The organism is Streptomyces sp. NBC_01013 (assembly GCF_045162765.1).
Taxonomy (GTDB): Bacteria; Actinomycetota; Actinomycetes; order Streptomycetales; family Streptomycetaceae; genus Streptomyces.
In genome coordinates this window covers 1,725,761-1,741,567 of sequence record NZ_CP108687.1, presented here as the reverse complement: position 1 = coordinate 1,741,567, position 15,807 = coordinate 1,725,761, and the positions used below count along the sequence as shown (strand labels likewise).

The 15,807-nt window shown below is 70.4% G+C and carries 16 protein-coding genes and 3 pseudogenes; all 19 read right to left on the bottom strand.

The window, feature by feature from the left end; all coding sequences use genetic code 11:
* Positions 1 to 11: 11 nt before the first annotated feature.
* Complete coding sequence (locus OG538_RS07390) at positions 12 to 683, bottom strand: GIY-YIG nuclease family protein (RefSeq protein WP_329923388.1); 672 nt, start codon at positions 681 to 683, stop codon at positions 12 to 14.
* Entirely contained in the window at positions 680 to 1,345 is a 666-nt protein-coding gene (locus OG538_RS07385) for a hypothetical protein (RefSeq protein ID WP_406091336.1), read from the bottom strand. Before OG538_RS07385 ends, OG538_RS07390 begins: the two co-directional genes overlap by 4 nt.
* Positions 1,342 to 1,818, bottom strand: a complete 477-nt coding sequence (locus tag OG538_RS07380; RefSeq protein WP_329923392.1) for a hypothetical protein — start codon at positions 1,816 to 1,818, stop codon at positions 1,342 to 1,344. The genes OG538_RS07385 and OG538_RS07380 overlap by 4 nt, the downstream gene beginning before the upstream one ends.
* Complete coding sequence (locus tag OG538_RS07375; RefSeq protein WP_406091334.1) at positions 1,781 to 2,572, bottom strand: hypothetical protein; 792 nt, start codon at positions 2,570 to 2,572, stop codon at positions 1,781 to 1,783. Before OG538_RS07375 ends, OG538_RS07380 begins: the two co-directional genes overlap by 38 nt.
* Positions 2,569 to 3,168: a DUF4913 domain-containing protein gene (locus OG538_RS07370; protein WP_406091332.1), complete on the bottom strand. Its 600-nt coding sequence runs from the start codon at positions 3,166 to 3,168 to the stop codon at positions 2,569 to 2,571. The genes OG538_RS07375 and OG538_RS07370 overlap by 4 nt, the downstream gene beginning before the upstream one ends.
* A 93-nt stretch (positions 3,169 to 3,261) precedes the next feature.
* Positions 3,262 to 4,167, bottom strand: a pseudogene (locus OG538_RS07365) (DNA cytosine methyltransferase); the annotation flags it as partial.
* A 121-nt stretch (positions 4,168 to 4,288) separates the two neighbouring features.
* A pseudogene (locus OG538_RS07360) lies at positions 4,289 to 4,390 on the bottom strand (DNA methyltransferase); the annotation flags it as partial.
* Positions 4,391 to 4,552: 162 nt separating this feature from the next.
* Positions 4,553 to 5,725 (bottom strand): DnaB-like helicase N-terminal domain-containing protein, encoded by a 1,173-nt coding sequence (locus OG538_RS07355; protein ID WP_406091330.1) that lies wholly within the window; start codon positions 5,723 to 5,725, stop codon positions 4,553 to 4,555.
* A complete protein-coding gene (locus OG538_RS07350) occupies positions 5,722 to 5,922 on the bottom strand; it encodes a hypothetical protein (RefSeq protein WP_406091329.1) in 201 nt (66 codons plus the stop codon). The genes OG538_RS07355 and OG538_RS07350 overlap by 4 nt, the downstream gene beginning before the upstream one ends.
* Before the next feature lie 27 nt (positions 5,923 to 5,949).
* Positions 5,950 to 7,738 (bottom strand): annotated as a pseudogene (locus tag OG538_RS07345) (type IV secretory system conjugative DNA transfer family protein).
* A 152-nt stretch (positions 7,739 to 7,890) separates the two neighbouring features.
* Entirely contained in the window at positions 7,891 to 8,493 is a 603-nt protein-coding gene (locus tag OG538_RS07340) for a hypothetical protein (RefSeq protein WP_406091327.1), read from the bottom strand.
* Positions 8,494 to 8,584: 91 nt separating this feature from the next.
* Positions 8,585 to 9,310, bottom strand: a complete 726-nt coding sequence (locus OG538_RS07335) for a hypothetical protein (protein ID WP_329923401.1) — start codon at positions 9,308 to 9,310, stop codon at positions 8,585 to 8,587.
* 158 nt (positions 9,311 to 9,468) lie between these two features.
* Positions 9,469 to 9,966: a hypothetical protein gene (locus OG538_RS07330; RefSeq protein WP_406091325.1), complete on the bottom strand. Its 498-nt coding sequence runs from the start codon at positions 9,964 to 9,966 to the stop codon at positions 9,469 to 9,471.
* A 25-nt stretch (positions 9,967 to 9,991) separates the two neighbouring features.
* The gene (locus OG538_RS07325; RefSeq protein WP_406091323.1) at positions 9,992 to 10,762 is read right to left on the bottom strand and encodes a hypothetical protein; all 771 of its coding nucleotides are present in this window, start codon (positions 10,760 to 10,762) and stop codon (positions 9,992 to 9,994) included.
* Positions 10,763 to 10,859: 97 nt separating this feature from the next.
* On the bottom strand, positions 10,860 to 11,423 hold the full coding sequence (locus OG538_RS07320; protein ID WP_358872407.1) for a hypothetical protein: 564 nt from the start codon (positions 11,421 to 11,423) through the stop codon (positions 10,860 to 10,862).
* A gap of 130 nt (positions 11,424 to 11,553) precedes the next feature.
* Positions 11,554 to 12,249 (bottom strand): hypothetical protein, encoded by a 696-nt coding sequence (locus tag OG538_RS07315; RefSeq protein WP_406091321.1) that lies wholly within the window; start codon positions 12,247 to 12,249, stop codon positions 11,554 to 11,556.
* A 32-nt stretch (positions 12,250 to 12,281) separates the two neighbouring features.
* Positions 12,282 to 13,787 (bottom strand): ATP-binding protein, encoded by a 1,506-nt coding sequence (locus OG538_RS07310; RefSeq protein WP_406091319.1) that lies wholly within the window; start codon positions 13,785 to 13,787, stop codon positions 12,282 to 12,284.
* 26 nt (positions 13,788 to 13,813) lie between these two features.
* Positions 13,814 to 14,266, bottom strand: a complete 453-nt coding sequence (locus OG538_RS07305) for a DUF6238 family protein (protein ID WP_406091317.1) — start codon at positions 14,264 to 14,266, stop codon at positions 13,814 to 13,816.
* A gap of 25 nt (positions 14,267 to 14,291) precedes the next feature.
* A complete protein-coding gene (locus tag OG538_RS07300; protein WP_406091315.1) occupies positions 14,292 to 15,758 on the bottom strand; it encodes an SCO6880 family protein in 1,467 nt (488 codons plus the stop codon).
* Positions 15,759 to 15,807 lie beyond the last annotated feature (49 nt).

Here is a 15,807-nt window from a genome sequence, read left to right as displayed (position 1 = left end):
CGTAGATTCCGTCACGCCTCTCGCCAGGCCCTTGCCTCCTCTGCCATCGCTGCGCGAGCTGCCTTGATCCTGCGGTCACCCAGGCTTCCCATCTTGACCAAGTTGAGAGGCGGCCGTAGCGCATTGAGCATGGCAGTCTCAACCTCATCGAGGACCACGCCGTCATGCCTTACCCACACAGAGAGCCTCAACCTCGCGTGCATCCATTCCGTCAGCCGCTCATCGCCGCTGCTCTCCAGAGAGTAGTTGGCGCTGCCATCAGGCCGAGCAAGGTTGCGGGGCACTGCTCGTAGTTCAAGTGGTTCCCGCAGGAGCGCAGAGAGCGTCCGTCGTAGGGTGGAGGAGCCAGTCTTGCCCGTCGCGAAGTGTGTACGCAGATCGCGGCCTAGCAAGCTGCGCTCTGCCTTCCCCACGTAGAGGGGATGGCCAGCCGCACCTGCTGCGAGATCGCCGACCGCCAGCAGGTCACCATGGACCGCATAGAGGCCTGCCTCGTTCGGCACCACCTCAAGGGCTTCCTTCGCTCTGTACTGCGGGCCATCGGCCAAGGCAGCGAGAGCAGCACACACCCTGGCTTCTTCCACGGCGACGAGCTTAGGGGTTGGATACGGCGGATCACCGAGGCTGTGTGGTGTTGGGGGCGGTGACTCGGTGACGTGCGTGGTCGCGTCGTACGGGTTCACGCCGCTGTCTCCATCCGGGCGAGCAGGGAGCGGACCAGGGAAGGCAGGCTGCCGGGATCGTCGTTGAGCCGGAGGTGGTCGGTCGCCTGGCGGAGGAGGCCAGCGTCCTCGAGCAGGCCGCTGGAGATCTCCAGGCAGGCGTCGGTGATTCGAGAGGCGGCGAGCAGCGACTGGGAGAGGACCTCGACGTAGTCGTCCGGCGCGAGGCCGGCGGCCTCGGCCGCGGTGCGGATCGCCTCCAGCTCAAGTGCGCTGAATGCGAAGTCGAACTCGTCGTCCGGCTCAGTGGCGTGGGGCGCGGCAGTGAGCGGGGCCTTGGGCTCCGTGGGGATGCCCCCGCGGGTGCAGATCTCGTCGACCGAGGCGGTCAGCTCCGCGAATGACTCGGTGAGCCACCCCAGCCCTGATGCGTAGGACGCCAGGGCGAAAAGACCCACCGACGTGGCGGGGCGCGGCTCGGCGGCCAGGAACCCTTCGAGCCGGTCGTTCAGCTCACTGACCACCCGGGGCCCGACGGCCAGCGCGCCCATGACGGGGTGCAGGTAGGAGGGGGCGGCGGCCGTCGGGTACTCGGCGGTGAGGATGCCAGAGATGCTCTGCGCGGCATCGGTGAGGAGGTCCGCCAGCTCGAAACGGGTAAGCGCATTGCGGTCGGTGGTCATCGCTGGGGAACCTTTCGGGGAGCAGTAGCCGGGGACGATGCTGTCGGTAGAGGGGCTCCTTGGCCTGCCGTCGGTCGGTCGGCGGTGAGCGACGACCGGGACCGGGCGGCCTGCACGCGGGCCTCTGTGGCGGAGTCCGGCCCGACGTTCTGTTGGGGGCCTGTGCGCAGGTAGGCCGCGCGGTAGACCGCATACTCCTTCCGGCTTCCGGCGGCGACGAGGTAGATCTCGCGCTCGTGAGTCGAGGTCAGCGGGGCCGGGCGGAACTGGATGACCATCCGGTAGGCGACGGAGGGGTCGACGTACACCTTGTGGAAGCCGGCGAGACGGCCCTTCAAAGGCAGGCAGTCATCGCTTCCGTGGACCAGGTTCTGCAGCTCCAGGAGTGCCAAGTCGCGAATTCCATCGGGAAGTTCCCGTAGGTCGGCGATGGCGTCAGGGTGCGCGGCGAAGGTGAAGCGGGCGCGGCTCACAGCCGCCTCCCCTGGACCGGGCGCTGGACCGGAACCGCCGCTGTCGTGCGGGGCGCGTGGAGACCGGTCTGCGGTGTCGGAGAGGTACCGGCTGACCGGGAGAGAGCGATGCGGGCGATGCGGGCCCGGACGACAGCACCGTTGTGGTCGCCGTACTCCGGAGGCTTGGGCAGCGGTTCGCTGCGCTCGTCCAGCCAGGTCTGAGCGACGTCGACGTCGTGTACGTGCCGGCATCGTGGTTCCACTCCTCGTAGTAGAGGCGAACCGGCGCCTGGGTGGCCTGGGAGTCGATGACGAGTGTCCACGCTTCGCTGGGGTCGTAGTCGGAGGTGTAGGTGTCGAGGGCCTCGTGGCGGGTGCCCGACTTTTGGATCTGCTGTTCCACCTGGACGGTGAGGTCGTCGGCGGGCTCGATGTACTCGCCACCGCGCAGTGCGATCCGTTCGAGCGGGCAGCCGCGTTTTGCCAGCCAGTTCTGGGCGAAGGACGCCGTGGCGTGGTGACTCGTCTCGAACGTGAACGTGGACTGCCGCAGATCCCGTGCGACCGTGATCGCAACGAGCTGGGGCTCGCCGGGTACCCCCCACGTGACCGATCGGTCGTGGGCGAGGATGAAGCTGTGCGAACCGTTGGACTTGGTGTGGTGTTGGGACAGCACCGTCAAGTCGCCAGCCCGGAGAGCCTCCATCGACTCCTTGGAGTCGTCGTCGACTGGCGAGAGATCGTCGAGGTCGGAGTCGAGAACGTCGTTCACGCCGCCACCCCCGCCTGCTCCGGCTCCGGGGTGGCCAGCACCCGATGGTTGGGGCGAGTTGCGCTGGTCGTGCAGGCCGCGAAGGGTCCGTCGGGTGCACGCAGGTGCGCCAGGGTCTGGTCCAGGTGGTCGCGGTGCCAGGTCGACGGGCCAGACAGGCCGGCCTCCGCGTCGGTGAACTGCTGCCAGGCGAGCCAGAGTGCGTGGAGCCGGGCGACGGCCTCGGGGTGTTCGTGCCAGTGCGCGCACCAGGGACGGCTCGTGCTGATCTCCCGGCCGTACACCGGCAGGAAGAGGTAGTTCACCCAGTCGCTGAGGGCAGCGAGTTCGACGGCGTATGACTCGCCGCCCAGGGCGAGGATGAACACCGAGGCGGGACCGTCGGCCTCCTTGCCGTCAGCCACCTCGGCTTCCGGAGCGCCGTCTGGCGGCTGGATGGCAGCTGATTCGGGCTCGGAGCCGAGGCGGTCGAGGATGACGCCGTGCTGCCTGACCTCGGCCATGGTCTTGGCGAGGGTGCTGGCGAGGTCGTCAAGGTCTGCGTCGGGGACGCGGTACGGCTCGGGGCCGGGGGAGGTCGGGCTGGTGTCGGCCATGGGGATGTGCTCCATCTGTGAGACGGCGACATGCCCGAGAGGATCCGGAGAGTCAGCGGTTTGGTCCGGCCGGAAGAACGCGGTAGTGGAGCGCTATCGGTCGGCGCAGCGGGGACAGCGGGGAAAGGGTGGTGCCAGCAACTGCAAGGCCCGCGCAGCCTGTTGTGGGACGACGCCGTTGCCGAGCGCGGTGAGCTGCGCTGGACGGCCGAGCCCCGGAGTCGCGGTGACCCAGCCGGCGTCGAGGCCCTGCATCCACTCCACGAAGTCCGCGCGGAGCCGACCGGCCGCGTCCGTGGGAGCCGGAGCAGGACGGGTGAGCCTCTCCCATCGGGTGATGGCGGATCCGTACGCTCCCCATCGCCGGTCCGCGCCCCCGCCTCCGGCGTCTCCTCCGCCCAGAGGGGCAGGACCACCGCCGACAAGGGAGGCCGCCATCCCTTCCCGGGTCGGCGGCCCGGGGTGCCCGTGTCGCTGGCCCTCGGTGTGGGCAACAGAGACGCCGCCGCACTGGGCAGGGTCATTTCGCGATTGCCGTGCCGCTGGTTCGGCGAACCCTTGGTTCCGTCCGACGCCTTCGGGGTCGGGAGCAGCAGCCACTCGACCTCGTCGGCCAGGTTCGGACCGTGCCCCCCGCTCTTCCGCTTCGACGGATGCTGCGAGCCGCCGTTCTTCCCGATGTTGCTGGTCGGCGTCTTCAGCAGGGTGTTCGGCGGGCCATGCGGCGAGGAAGGTCCGCTCGCGGCGGTGCGGGGCCCCGACGTCGGAGGCGCGAAGCACGAGCCACTTCGCGTCGTACCCGAGGTCGGCCAGGGATCCGAGTACGGCACCGAGTGCCCGCAGAGCAGGCTGACCTGCGGTGTCTCCCAGACACCACGGGCAGGGTTCCACGTCGGCAGGGGAACCGGCGGGGGAGGTGAGGAGGCCGCGCACATTCTCGATCACAACCAGGCAGGGTCGGAGGGCTGCGACCGCACGGGCGACGTGCAGCCAGAGCCCGGAGCGGGTCTGGGCGTTGAGTCCGGCCCGGCGGCCGGCAACGGAGACGTCTTTGACAGGGGAAGCCGGCCGTCAGGGCGCACACCCGGGGGACGGCGGTCCAGTCGACGGCGGTGATATCGCCCAGGTTCGGGACGCTGGGCCAGTGGCGGGCCAGGATGCGTGAGGCGTTCGGGTCGACCTCGGTGTGCCAGGCCAGCGCGCCGCCGAGGGCGGCCTGCACGCCCAGGTCGAGGCCGCCGTACCCCGAGCAGAGAGACCCGATCAACGGAGACAACGGGGCGTCGAGGCTCGGGGTCCGTGGTGCGTAGGTCCGGCGCGGCTGAGGAGATGGGGTAGATCAAGGCGAGTTCCAGGGGCAGAAGAGGGCGGGTGGGGAGGAGTCTCACGAGTGGCCGCGCGAGGGTGGTCGGGCTGCTGACAGCGTGGGGAGACGGCTGGCCGGGGCTGGGGGTGACGCGCCTGAGCGGGGTGTGCTGCGGGCGCGGGCGGCCTTCACTCGGTCGGGCGGCGGCTCGCCCGCCGGCGGAGTGGATGCCGTGGCCTTCGGAGCCGGACTGCTGTTCGCGGTGGTCCAGCGGGCACGTACCTCGTCGAGCGGACCGAGCGCGTGCAGGGCGTGGTTGATCAGCCGACCGGGCCCCAGAACCTCGTCCTGGGCCAGGGTCCGGATGGCTCGCGCGGAGGCGGCGGCGGTGCGGGTGACGGAGGAGCGCATCACCCGCTGCCCGAACCAGTCAGCGCTGCCGGGGACCATGCCTTCGCAGACGGCGGTCAGCTGCTCGCTCGACAGAGTGCCGTCGGCCAACAGACCGCGTCGCTGGGCCTCCCAGAGCAGGGTGATCCGGTCGATGGGTTCGCCCCGGTGGTGCAGCGCGCCCAGGCACCGGTAGAGCTGCCCGTGGGTCGGGTCGGCGAAGTCTCCCGGCCGCAGCCAGGCCACCACCTCGCCCATGGCCCCCGGCTGTTCGGCGAGGACGGCCAGGAGGAACCGCTCGTCCTCGGCGACCTGGCCGGTCTGTGCCGGAGGCGGGATGCCGGCGGCGCCAGAGGGCCCAGCGGTGGGTGGGACCGGACGAGGATCGGTTCCCCAGAGTCGCGCAAGGTCGGTGAGTACGCCGGTCAGGACGTCCGCCGTACGCAACGCTCCCTCGACCTCGCCCTGGACGGCGTCGGCCCGAGCCGCCTGGTGGAGACGGATCGCATGCTGGGCGATCGTGCGGTGAATCGCCCCCTCGAGCACCATGCGGCCGTACACAGGAGCGTGCTCGGTGCGCGGACACACCTGGATCAGGGTGTGGGCGTACACCGCGGTCAGCCCCCGCACGTGCAGGCTGGCCTCGTCGACCGCATCGGTCACCCACGACAGCGGCAACGGGCCATCGGCCGAGAGCGCGGGATGCCCATCGCTGCGGAGCTTACGGAGCGCGCCGAACAGCGCCTGGTGGACAGGACGGTAGAAGTGATCCGGAGCGAGCCACTCCAGGTGCGTGAGCTGCTCGGGGTCGAGGAGCACGGCGCCGAGGACCGCCTGCTCGGCACTCATCAGCGGGTTCATTGCTGGCCGCCGGGATCAACGACGGATGCCTCGTCCTGCCGGATAAGGAGGTTGGCGACTGCCCGGTCGGCAGCGGCTATCGACAGGGCGAAGTCGTCCAGGGCGGCGGTGAAGGCGGGATCGGAGGCAGGGATCGAGCCGGCCCCGCCGTCAAGCCACCACCGGCCACCGCGCAGAGCGACCGGAGCGTGGGCCAACCCGCCCGTGCCGTGGTGTGGGCGCGCTCATGCCGACAGTCCAAGATCGTCCTGGTCGATGTTCTTCGCGAGGGCACGCTCGGTGATCGCCTTCGTAGCGCGAGCGGACGCTGGGCCGACCACCTTGGCGGAGGGCTCCTTGTACCAGGGCTTGAGGTTGAGCATGGCGACCCGGATGCCGGTGGCCAGCAGCAGCACCTTGCCCTTGGGCAGGGCGCGGATGGCGTCCGGCGGCAGGATCCGCTCGGTGCGCATGCTCACCGAGGTGGACTTGCCGCCCTCGCTCGTCGACACCGAGGTGGTCTGGACGTCGTGGTCGCCGACCTGACGGCTGAGCCGGTCGGCGAAGTCCGCGTCGTCGATGCCCGAACCGATGATCTTGATGGTGGCGGCGGAGTACAGAGCGTCCATACCGGCCTCGCCCCAGCACCGCTGGCCCTGCCGGTAGGACTGCAGGATCGTCATCGGGATGACGCCCCGGCTGCCCAGGTGCGAGTACAGGTCGGGGAGGTCGCTGATGCGGCACACGTTCGCCGCCTCGTCGAGGACACACAGGGCGGGCGGGTCCAGTCGCCCGCCGGAGCGCTCGGCGACGATCACGGCCGAACGCATTACCGCGTCGGCCGCCGCCGCGATGATCGCGGACGCGCTGCCGCCGCCGTCCTTGCTCAGCAGGTACAGGGTGTCGCGAGACGTGGCGAAGGCGAACGGCTGGAACTCGGGGAGGTCCTCGTTCGGGGTGACCCAGGCGGCAACGCCCGGGTCGAGCAGGCAGCTCGCGTACTGCCTCGCTGTCTCGTAGATTCCGTCGCGCGTTTCGGTCGCGCCGGAGACGGTGCCCTGGAGCTGGGCGGCGACCGCATGGTGGCCGGCGTCGGTGAGCAGGTCCACCGGGGTGCGGTCGGCCGGCATCGCGAGCCAGGCCAGGACGTCGGTGATCGGCCGCCGGTGGGACGCGGCGGCGAGGAAGAGGGCGCCGAGGGTGTTGCTCGCGGCGGTGGACCAGAAGTCGGAGCCGCTGGACTCGTCCACGCTCGCGGTGACGAAGTGCCCTGCCAACCTCTTGGCCCCGGCGAGATCACGGGCGTCAGCGAGGATGTCCCACCACATCTCGCGCGGGTGATGGGCGATCTGCTGCGAGTCGAGGGTCCAGATCGTGCCGACCTCGGCGCGGGCGTCCACCGTGGTGGTGAAGGCGTCGTTCGCGGCCTTGTTACTGGTGAGCAGGACTGGACCAGGTGCCGAGAGGATCGCGGGGATCGCCAGCCCGGACGTCTTGCCGGAACGCGGGGCCATGATCGCGACGATCACGTCCTCCCAGGACGCGCGGACCTCCGCACTACCGGGATCGAGGGTGCCGAGCAGGATGCCACGGTCAGAGCGCAGGACCTCTTTTACTCTCCCGGCCGCTCAAGCTCGGGCGCAAGCTCCTCGCCTTGGCGACGATCTCCTTGTCCAGCAGCGGCGCCAGGTCCGCCTTGCGGGCGAGGCCGGACTTGGACCCGGCACGCCAGCGCATCCACAGCACCGCAACGGTGACGACCAGGGTCACGGTGAACAGGCCCGGGACGACTCGCGCACCGACCATCAGCATGGTGGTGCTCAAGGTCGGCCACAACACGTCCGGGTGCAGCAGCGCGTCCATGGCGCGGAAGGGGGCCCATGTCCCGCTCCCCAGAAGGGTATTGGTGAGATTTCCGGTCAGCCAGGCGAGAGATCCGAAGGCCATGACGGCGCCGAGGACGCCGAACAGGAGGTAGAGGAGCGCGTCCGACCCGGTGGTGGTCGAGGGCGCGCTGGTGCGCGGGGAAGGCACGGCGGTTCCTTGGTGTGCGAGCGGGCGGGGGCGGGGCGCGCTCGGCTCTCGTACAGCTCATCGGGATACTCCAGGGAGTGTGAAGCGGAACGTTTCAGCGAGGTCGGTCAGCAGGACGCGACGCGGGCGGAGGCGCTGCGCTGGCCGGCGGACTACCAGTCGACGGCGACGGTCCGGCGCACGGCGAGGAGGCGCGGGCGGCCCGCTGCCGGTCTGAAGTTCCTGGCAGCGGACGGCGCAGGAGCAGCTGCGGCACCGAGGCCATCGTCGAGCAACTCCCGGCTGCGCAGGACGTTGACCATCTGGTGGTGCCGGGGGTCCGTGCGCTCTGCGGGACAGGCAGTGAGACCGTCCTCCGCGACTTCCAACTGTTCACGGACGTCCTGGAGCATCCCGTACGCGGCTGCCAGTCGTGTCCACGTCTCGAAAGTCGGATTGTGATGCGGGTCGTCGAAGTCGAGACGGGCGCGAGTCCAGTCGGCGGCAGAGGCGACGAGTTCGGTCAGCTCGGGCAGAGCCCCGACCAGTGCGCCGTTGACCTCCTCGATGATGCCCGCCACCTCATCGGGCGAGGCGTCCTCGTGGAGGCGAGAAATCATCCCGCGGACCGAGTACGGATCGGCGGAAGCGCTGGGCAGGCGCCTGACCTGCAGCGGCTTGTCGGAGCCCAGTGCCGCGCTTCCGTGGGCGAGCCGGATGTTGTGCTGCATGGCCGCACCGACGGCCTCGCCGATGCTGGAGTAGTACTCGGGCACGTCTGCCTCTTCGGGTGAGTGGTCTTTGACGGGTGAGTCGAGCGGGGACGCGGGACGTACTGGTGGCCGACGGCGAAGAGAGCCGCCGGGGTCACCGTCGGGGCGTTGCGGCGCGCGGCGGGTGACCCGTCGTAGTGAGCGGCGCCGTCTGGGAACTGGACGCCGAGGAGACCTTGGCCTGGTTCGCCGCAGGAGAAGTGGCCAGAGCGGCACCACGGTGATCACGGACGGTCCGTGCTGCCGAGTAACTCGTCGAAGCGGCGCCGACGCGGCGTAGCTCGGCCTCGGAATCGACGAGTTCGGACTGGGCCGAGCTGACGAACTCCGAGGCGAAGCCGAACCGGTCGGCGAGCGCATACGCGTCGTCGTCCAGGTCGTTGACCTGTTCTCCCGCTGCTTCCAGCGCCTCCCGGACACGCTCCAGCGCACCGTGCTCGGGGTGAAGGAGGTGGTCAACTGCCCGCTGAAGGCTGGCCCCGTCTTCGGCCGCACGGATCTGGTCCGTGATGGTGAGAAGTTCGGCTCCGGCGGCGTAGGGCCCCAGCACATGCACCGGAGGGCTCATCCGGGCCGTGTCCAGAGACGGCGGAAGGGTGACGTCAAAGCGAGCGGCTCGAAGCATCTCAGCCGCATGGCTGGCGATGGCGACCTGGTCGGCGAGCGGAGTGGTGGTGGGCAGGCGATGGCGTCGGCCGTGCCAGTCGTCGATCTGCTTGAAACCGGCGTGACGGAGGAGCTGCGCGGAGAGGTCATCAGTAGCGCCCTTGGCAACGACGCTGCCGCTGAACTCGGACGTGATGGTGATCGAGGTAGGCACGGAAGTCTCCGGGGCAGAGGGAGCGAAGGACCCGTTGGAGGTGGGCCAGTGGGCAGAGCGTCCGGCAAATCCGGGGTTTGGTCCGGCCGAGAATCGCGGGTAGAGGCCGCACCGTGGCGGTCAGCCGGGTGCCCCGCCGCAGCAGGGCACCCGGTCGGTCAGAAGAAGGGATTCTCTGTCGGCCGGTCCGCCTCGGTGGCGGCTCGGAGCAGTTCGGTGAGGTCTTCGGGCTCGGACGACCTCTGGTCTATCCACCACCCGGTACGCGTCACAGTACGAGCGTTCTCCTCGATCTCCGCCCATTCCGCTTCGCTGGTCGTGCCTTCGGTGACCAGTGCGGTGTAGGCGTTGGTCAGGATCTGGTGACGACAGCGCACGCCCCAGGGAACGGCCCGCTCCGTCCCCTCCAGGGGAGGCATCCGGTACTGCTCGGACCAGGCTTCGGACGCCGTCTGCTCCTCCGCGCGCTTCGCCTTGAGCCAGGCGGCCTTGTCTTGCTCGTCGCCCTCGTTCGAGGCGCGCCAGCAGTCCGTGCACTCCTGCCTGGCGAGCCACTCGGCGAAGCCGGCGCGGCGGTCGGCCGGTCGGTCGGACAAATCGCGGTCGGCATGGTGACCGCAGGTGTGGTCGATAGGCCAGATCGTCTTCACGGCCATGGAAGGGCCTCCTTGAGGAGTTGGATCAGCGGTCGCGGGAGTACGCGATGCGGGGGTCAACCGGCCGGACCGCCGGTGTGGTGACGGCGGCGGCGGCGGCGGGGACCGGCGCCCTGCCAGGGATACCGGCACGGGCCGGGCTGGCGGCGAGCGCCGCGGCGCTCAACGGAGACGCGCGAGCGGGACCACGGCCGCGCTCACGGCCGACCGATGGCGTGGCAGCAGGGCGGGGCCGAGCCGTCACCTCTTGAGCGAGGCGGGGCTGCACTGCGACCTGGAGCCCCGAACGGTGCAGGGCCACCGTGGCGTCGGCGACTTTCCCTAGCGCCTCGACGTGATCGGTGGTCGCAGGGAGCGTGTAGATGTCCAGGCTCGAGTTGTGCCGCCAGCCGTCCTCCACCAGCGCGAGCCCGCTGAGGCCGGAGACACGGTCGTCGAGGGCTGCGACGATGCCGAGCTGCGGGTGATCGGCGAAGGCGACGTCTGGTTCACCGAGCGGACCGCTGTCGCGTATCTGTGCCGTGTCGGGCGCCAGCGCAGGGTCAAGTGCGACGTCCACATCGACCTGGTAGCCGGCCTTGCGCAGCAGCTCGATGGCCCGGCTCGTACGGCCGTGTCCGTCACGGTTCTGGTCGGCCAGCGCGTACAACGTCGGCTGGTCGGGGACGGGATGGAAGTCGAATCCCTTGAGCATCCAGGTGCTGGCCGCGAGGTTCTTCGGGTTCGCGGCGACGATGCCGTGGGCGGGGTTGTGGCCGAAGGCCAGGTCGGGCAGCACGTCGTAGTGGCTGGGCATGGCAGATCCATCCGAGGCGGGTGCGGTTACAGGTACGGGCGACGGGCGGATCAGTTCTGAGGGTGCCGTGCACGGAGGACTCCTGTATCACGGTCGGTTAGAGCCGGGGGGCGGATGAGGAACTGGCCGACGGCGGCGCGGCCCGCGCGGAAGGCTCCGGCGGCGGACCGGTCGGGAGCACGCGCTGGCCGACCGACGGCGAAGAGGCGAGAGCGACACTCGCCCGGGATGGAGCGGAGTCGGGCGGGAGCACGGTGGCGGCGCGCGCCTTGCCGGAACGTTCCTGCTCCTGGCGTGGTGGTACGCCAAGCTGGTCCAGGCGGGCGTCGACAGCGGAGAGGAGATCCGGCACGCTACCGCCGTGGCGCGCATGCGGACCGTCCGGCTCGGAGTCGTAGATCACCTCGTAGACGGCAGGCTCGACGGACCGGTGGCGGGTGACCATCCAGCTTTCCGGGGACTCGGGGTGCTCGGAGGGCGGCTCCTGCGGCGGCGAGATGATCAGCGAACTGCCGTCGGGAAGCTCGGCGTGGACGATGTAGTCGCTCAGGCCGTACTCGACGGTGCCCTCCAGGCCGCGCTGCCCGAGCGCGGAACAGAGTGCAGCCTGAAGGCGACGCGGATCGGACCTGGCGGTCGGGGGCGAGGTTTTGTGGTGCATGGACTTCTCCGTTGCGAACGCCCCGCCGCACGGCGGGAGCCGACGGGGGCGTGGAGCTTGAAGGAGTGCGGTGGTCCATGAGAATCCGGTGATCGGGCAGTTTGGCGCTGCCGTGACTGAGTGCTAGGGATCACCGCGAGCGACCAGGAGCCGGCGGATGCGATGCCGGCGGGACCTGGGGCAAAGCAGGTGATACCCCAGGGGTGTTGTGCGTCGAGCGGGTCAGGGCGACGCGAGCCCGCTCGGTCTGCGCCGGCCGTTCGGTGTCCGCTCGGTGAGCTAGATATTCACCGACACGCACCAACGCCGGTCCCTTGGAACCAAGTTCATGTGAGTAGTGCCAGCCCTCGGTGTTGCGGTGCTCCTCGGCACGCTCCTTGTAGAGGTGAAGCACGCTCGGCTGCGAACCGTCCATGAGCGCCATGACGCCGTCCCATTCGTGCCGCAGCTCCTCCGCCCGGAACAGGATGGTGTCGATCCCGCGTATCCGACGGAGGTCGTCACTGATCGGCCCCTCGACGTAGTCGGGGCCGTCGACGGCGGCGCGGACGCCGGCCAGCACCTCGGGTCCGTGGTCGAGGAACACCTCGGCGTGCTTCCACGCTTCGGCGTCCCGCTTGACCTTCCCGCCCCCGTAGACCTTGGCGTCCAGCGGCCAGCCGTCCGCGTCGCAGAGCGAGTCCGAAACCGCGTCCCAGGCGTCGCACGCCTCGTTGATCCCGGCGGCGGCCGAGGCCAATGCCGGGAGGTGCCGTCGCCACGCCAAAGGGACGGTGGCCTGCGACGGCTGGTTGTCACCGGAGGAAGGAGTGGATGAAGCAGACATGGTCGATTCCCGTTGCTGTGCTGGTCGTTGGGCTAGGCCGCCATACGGGCGTCTGTGTCGAACAGCTCCCGCTCAGCCGGGTGGAGGATGTGCTGGGTGATGAACGAGCGGCCGGCGACCTTCCACAGACCTCGGCCCTTGGTCAGAGCGGACACCGCCTGGGTCTCGACGCCGGTCAGGCCGAGTAGAGATGCAGCGGCGGCGAGCTGGTCAGGCTCCTGGCGGTAGATGATGCGCGTGCTGCAGTCCGCGAGGAGCCCCTCGGCAAGGACCCGGCCGCGCGACCCGGCGTCGCCCGCCGAGAGCAGATCGCTGAGGCGGTGGATCACCATCAGGTTCGCGATGCCCAGCCCTCGGGAGAGCTTCCACTGGCTCTGCATCCGCTCCAGCAGCCCGACGTGCCGCATCAGCCGCCACGCCTCGTCGTAGATCACCCAGCGCCGACCGCCATCGGGATCACTGAGGGCTGACTCCATCCACGCGCTCGCGCACGTCATCGCGAGTACCAGTGCCGTGTCGTCACCGGAGCCGCCGAGACGGGAGAGGTCGATGGACAGCATCGGTGTGGTCGGGTCGAACGAAACGGTGCTCGGCGCGTCGAACATGCCGCTCAAGTCGCCGTGCACGAGACGTCGCAGGGCGTGGGCGAGGTCCTGGGCGGCTGAACCGAGGTGCCCCGCCTGGTGGCCGAGGACGTGGTCGAGGCGTTCGGGGGAGCCGAGTACGTGCGCGATCTCGCCGAGCAGCGGCACCGTGCCCCGGGCGGCGGCGTCAGCGACGACCAGATCCAGGGCCAGGTCGAGGGCGGTGTGCTCCATCGGCAGCAGGTCTCGCTTCAGCACGGTGCGGGCGAGGCTGGCCAGCAGCAGCAGACGGCGCTTGCGAACCTCCGTGAACCAGTCCTCCTCGCTCACGGAGGCGGGGCGAGCCGGGGCGTCCAGCGGATTCAACCGTCCAGGGAGCCCCGGGCCCAGGGCGATGCTGTATCCGCCGAGGGCCTGCGAGACACCGGTCCACTCCCCCTTGGGATCGCAGGGGATGTAGATCCGGTAGCCGTGGGCGATCGACCGGGTGGCGATCGACTTCGCCAGCGCCGACTTGCCCATGCCGATGATCCCGGCCAGGACCGCGTTGGGGTTGGTGAAGCCCTCCACCCTGCCGCTGTTGTAGAGCGAGAACGGGTCGAAGCAGAAGGCCGCCTCCGCGTGAACATCGCGGCCGATGAACACCCCTTCGGCGCCCAGGCCGCCCTCGGCCACGAACGGGTAGGCGCCGCTGGCTGTGGCGGTGGTCATCCGGTGGGCGGGCAGGGCGAGCTTGCCGCTGCGGGCGGAGGCCGGACCGGGGCGACCGGCGAGCGGGTAGGTGGGCCGTAGATCCGGGTCGAGGGTCTGCTCGGCGCGGTGCTTGGGCGGGTTTCCGGCGAGGCGTGCCTGGCGGCGGGCTTCGGTGAAACCGGCTCGGGAGGCTCGCTGCTCGGCGCGCGTCGTCTCACGGGGCACGAACAGAGGGGAGGCGCTGGCGCGGATACGGGGCATGAACGATTCTCCAGGTGAGGGGTGGGTCAGCGGCGGACGAGGCCGGTGAACGGGGCGTGCAGGTCGGCCGGGGTGGTGCGCCGCCGCACGAGATTAGCGGTGCGCTGGTGGCGCTGGCAGATGGTCAGTTCCGGTGCTCCCTCGGGAAGGCCGGCCTGGCACGCCTCCGGTGCGGGGATCTCGCCGGAGTCCGGCCGGGGTGCCGCGTGGTAGGCGGCGTGGAGGTGCTCGGCGGCCTGCCAGATGCGGGTGCGGGCGGTACGGAGCTGGTCGCCCTCGACCGCGACGAGCTGCCCGGTGCGACCGGCGTGGGCGTCGAGCAGCCCGTACAGCGAGATCAGGTGGGCGTGCAGGGTGTCCAGCTCGGCCCGGGTGGTGACCAGCGGGCCGCCCGGGATGTTGAGTGCCCGATGGAAGTCGAGCGCGGCGGTGGCGAAGGGCACGAAGTCCTGCGCGGTCGGGCTGGCGGTGCGGGACATGAGGGTGCTCTTTCGAAGGGAAGGGTCAGGCGGCGAGCGCGAGCGGCAGGGCGGCGGCGGTGAACGCCTCGGCCTGCTGCCAGGTCAGCGGCCGGAGATCGAGCTGGGCGCCGACAGCGGCGGTCTCCACGACGGCGCAGGCGGTGCGCAGCTCGTCCTCGGTGTCGGCCGAGACGGTCAGCAGACCGGTCAGGGCGACGTCGGCGTGCCCGGCGATGAGCTGGCGTTCGCGGGACTTGATGTCCTGGTACTCGATCGAGTCCGCCTCGGAGTCGACCTGGCCGCGCCGGGCCCGTTCGGCGGCGTCGGCGATCACGCTGGACTTCTTGCGCTGCACGTCGCGCAGGGCCGCGTCGAGGTTCTTCGGCTCGTAGGAGAGCGACAGCGTGCGCCGGACGCCGCCGGTGAACAGGAGCTGGTGCAGGAAGCCGGCGCTGGTCTCGGTGCGCGGCCAGTTCTCCACCCAGTAGGTGGCGTGCACGGCGGAGTCGGTGGCGATGTGGTCCGCCTTCTCGACAACCACGACAGGTCCGGCGGCGGCGGGCTCGGCCTCGGGGCGGCCAGCCGTGGACCAGCGATCGAGTGCCCCCAGCGCCCTCGGGTCGTAGGCGGTGCGCACCACTGCGGCGATCTCGCGGGCGGTGAGCCAGCCCGTCGGGGTGATCCCTGCGGTTCGCGCCGCCTGGTCGAACGTGGAGGTGAGCTGGGTGAGGACACTGAAGGCACCGGTGAGACCGCCGCCGGCCTGGTTGATCAGCCGACGGGCCGCCTTGGTGTCCAGGGACACCGCGACGTACGCCTCGTGCGGGGCGGCTGCGGGACCGGCGCTCTGGATCAGCTCGTTGTAGATCGCGCCGGCCATCGGGGTGTCGGGGCGGCCGTGCTCTTCCCAGTAGCGGCGCAGCGCGTCGCCGGAGTCGGGGATGGTGCGCTCGATCACCTGGATGCGGGCGATCTGTCCGGTACGGGCGAGGGCCGCCAGCGCGCGTCCCCAGCCGCCGACGTTGGCCTGCTGGGTGCCGGGGTCGAGCAGGGCGTAGGCGCGGGAGGAGACCTTGACCACCGCGGTCAGCGTCCCGGTGTGCGGGTTGTGGACGGCGCCGTACTTGCCATCGGGAGCAGTGGTCACGCGCAGGCTGGCAGCGGTGCCGGGAAGGTGAAGGAGTCCCTCGCGGGTCGGCCGGCGGGAGGGCCGGGTGAGCCAGACGAGCTGGCCTCGCATCCGGCGCAGCGCGTACCGGACGACGATCGGGGCCCAGTCCGCCAGAGCACGGCCTCGGTGGCGGACGAAGACGAGCAGGGCGATCACGGCCCACAGCGGGATGAGCTGGAGGGCGCCGACCACACCGCGGGCGAGGATCACGGCGAGAAGGAGAAGGCCAGTGAGTCCGGCGACGGCCAACTGCGGGACGGACAGGCCGAGCAGGACGCCGCGCCTGCTGCGGTGCGGGAACTTCACGGTGGGAGCGGAGGACTGGTGCTTGCCGGACATGGTGGTTCCAGACGGTGGGAGCGGGCGGAGGACGGGGCGCGCGGCGCTC

Bases quoted from the DNA above. Each gene is read 5' to 3' on its own strand.
- OG538_RS07385 (WP_406091336.1), bottom strand. From the start codon at position 1,345: ATGACCACCGACCGCAATGCGCTTACCCGTTTCGAGCTGGCGGACCTC.
- OG538_RS07370 (WP_406091332.1), bottom strand. From the start codon at position 3,168: ATGGCCGACACCAGCCCGACCTCCCCCGGCCCCGAGCCGTACCGCGTC.
- OG538_RS07355 (WP_406091330.1), bottom strand. From the start codon at position 5,725: ATGAACCCGCTGATGAGTGCCGAGCAGGCGGTCCTCGGCGCCGTGCTC.
- OG538_RS07330 (WP_406091325.1), bottom strand. From the start codon at position 9,966: ATGGCCGTGAAGACGATCTGGCCTATCGACCACACCTGCGGTCACCAT.
- OG538_RS07325 (WP_406091323.1), bottom strand. From the start codon at position 10,762: ATGCCCAGCCACTACGACGTGCTGCCCGACCTGGCCTTCGGCCACAAC.
- OG538_RS07320 (WP_358872407.1), bottom strand. From the start codon at position 11,423: ATGCACCACAAAACCTCGCCCCCGACCGCCAGGTCCGATCCGCGTCGC.
- OG538_RS07315 (WP_406091321.1), bottom strand. From the start codon at position 12,249: ATGTCTGCTTCATCCACTCCTTCCTCCGGTGACAACCAGCCGTCGCAG.
- OG538_RS07310 (WP_406091319.1), bottom strand. From the start codon at position 13,787: ATGCCCCGTATCCGCGCCAGCGCCTCCCCTCTGTTCGTGCCCCGTGAG.
- OG538_RS07305 (WP_406091317.1), bottom strand. From the start codon at position 14,266: ATGTCCCGCACCGCCAGCCCGACCGCGCAGGACTTCGTGCCCTTCGCC.
- OG538_RS07300 (WP_406091315.1), bottom strand. From the start codon at position 15,758: ATGTCCGGCAAGCACCAGTCCTCCGCTCCCACCGTGAAGTTCCCGCAC.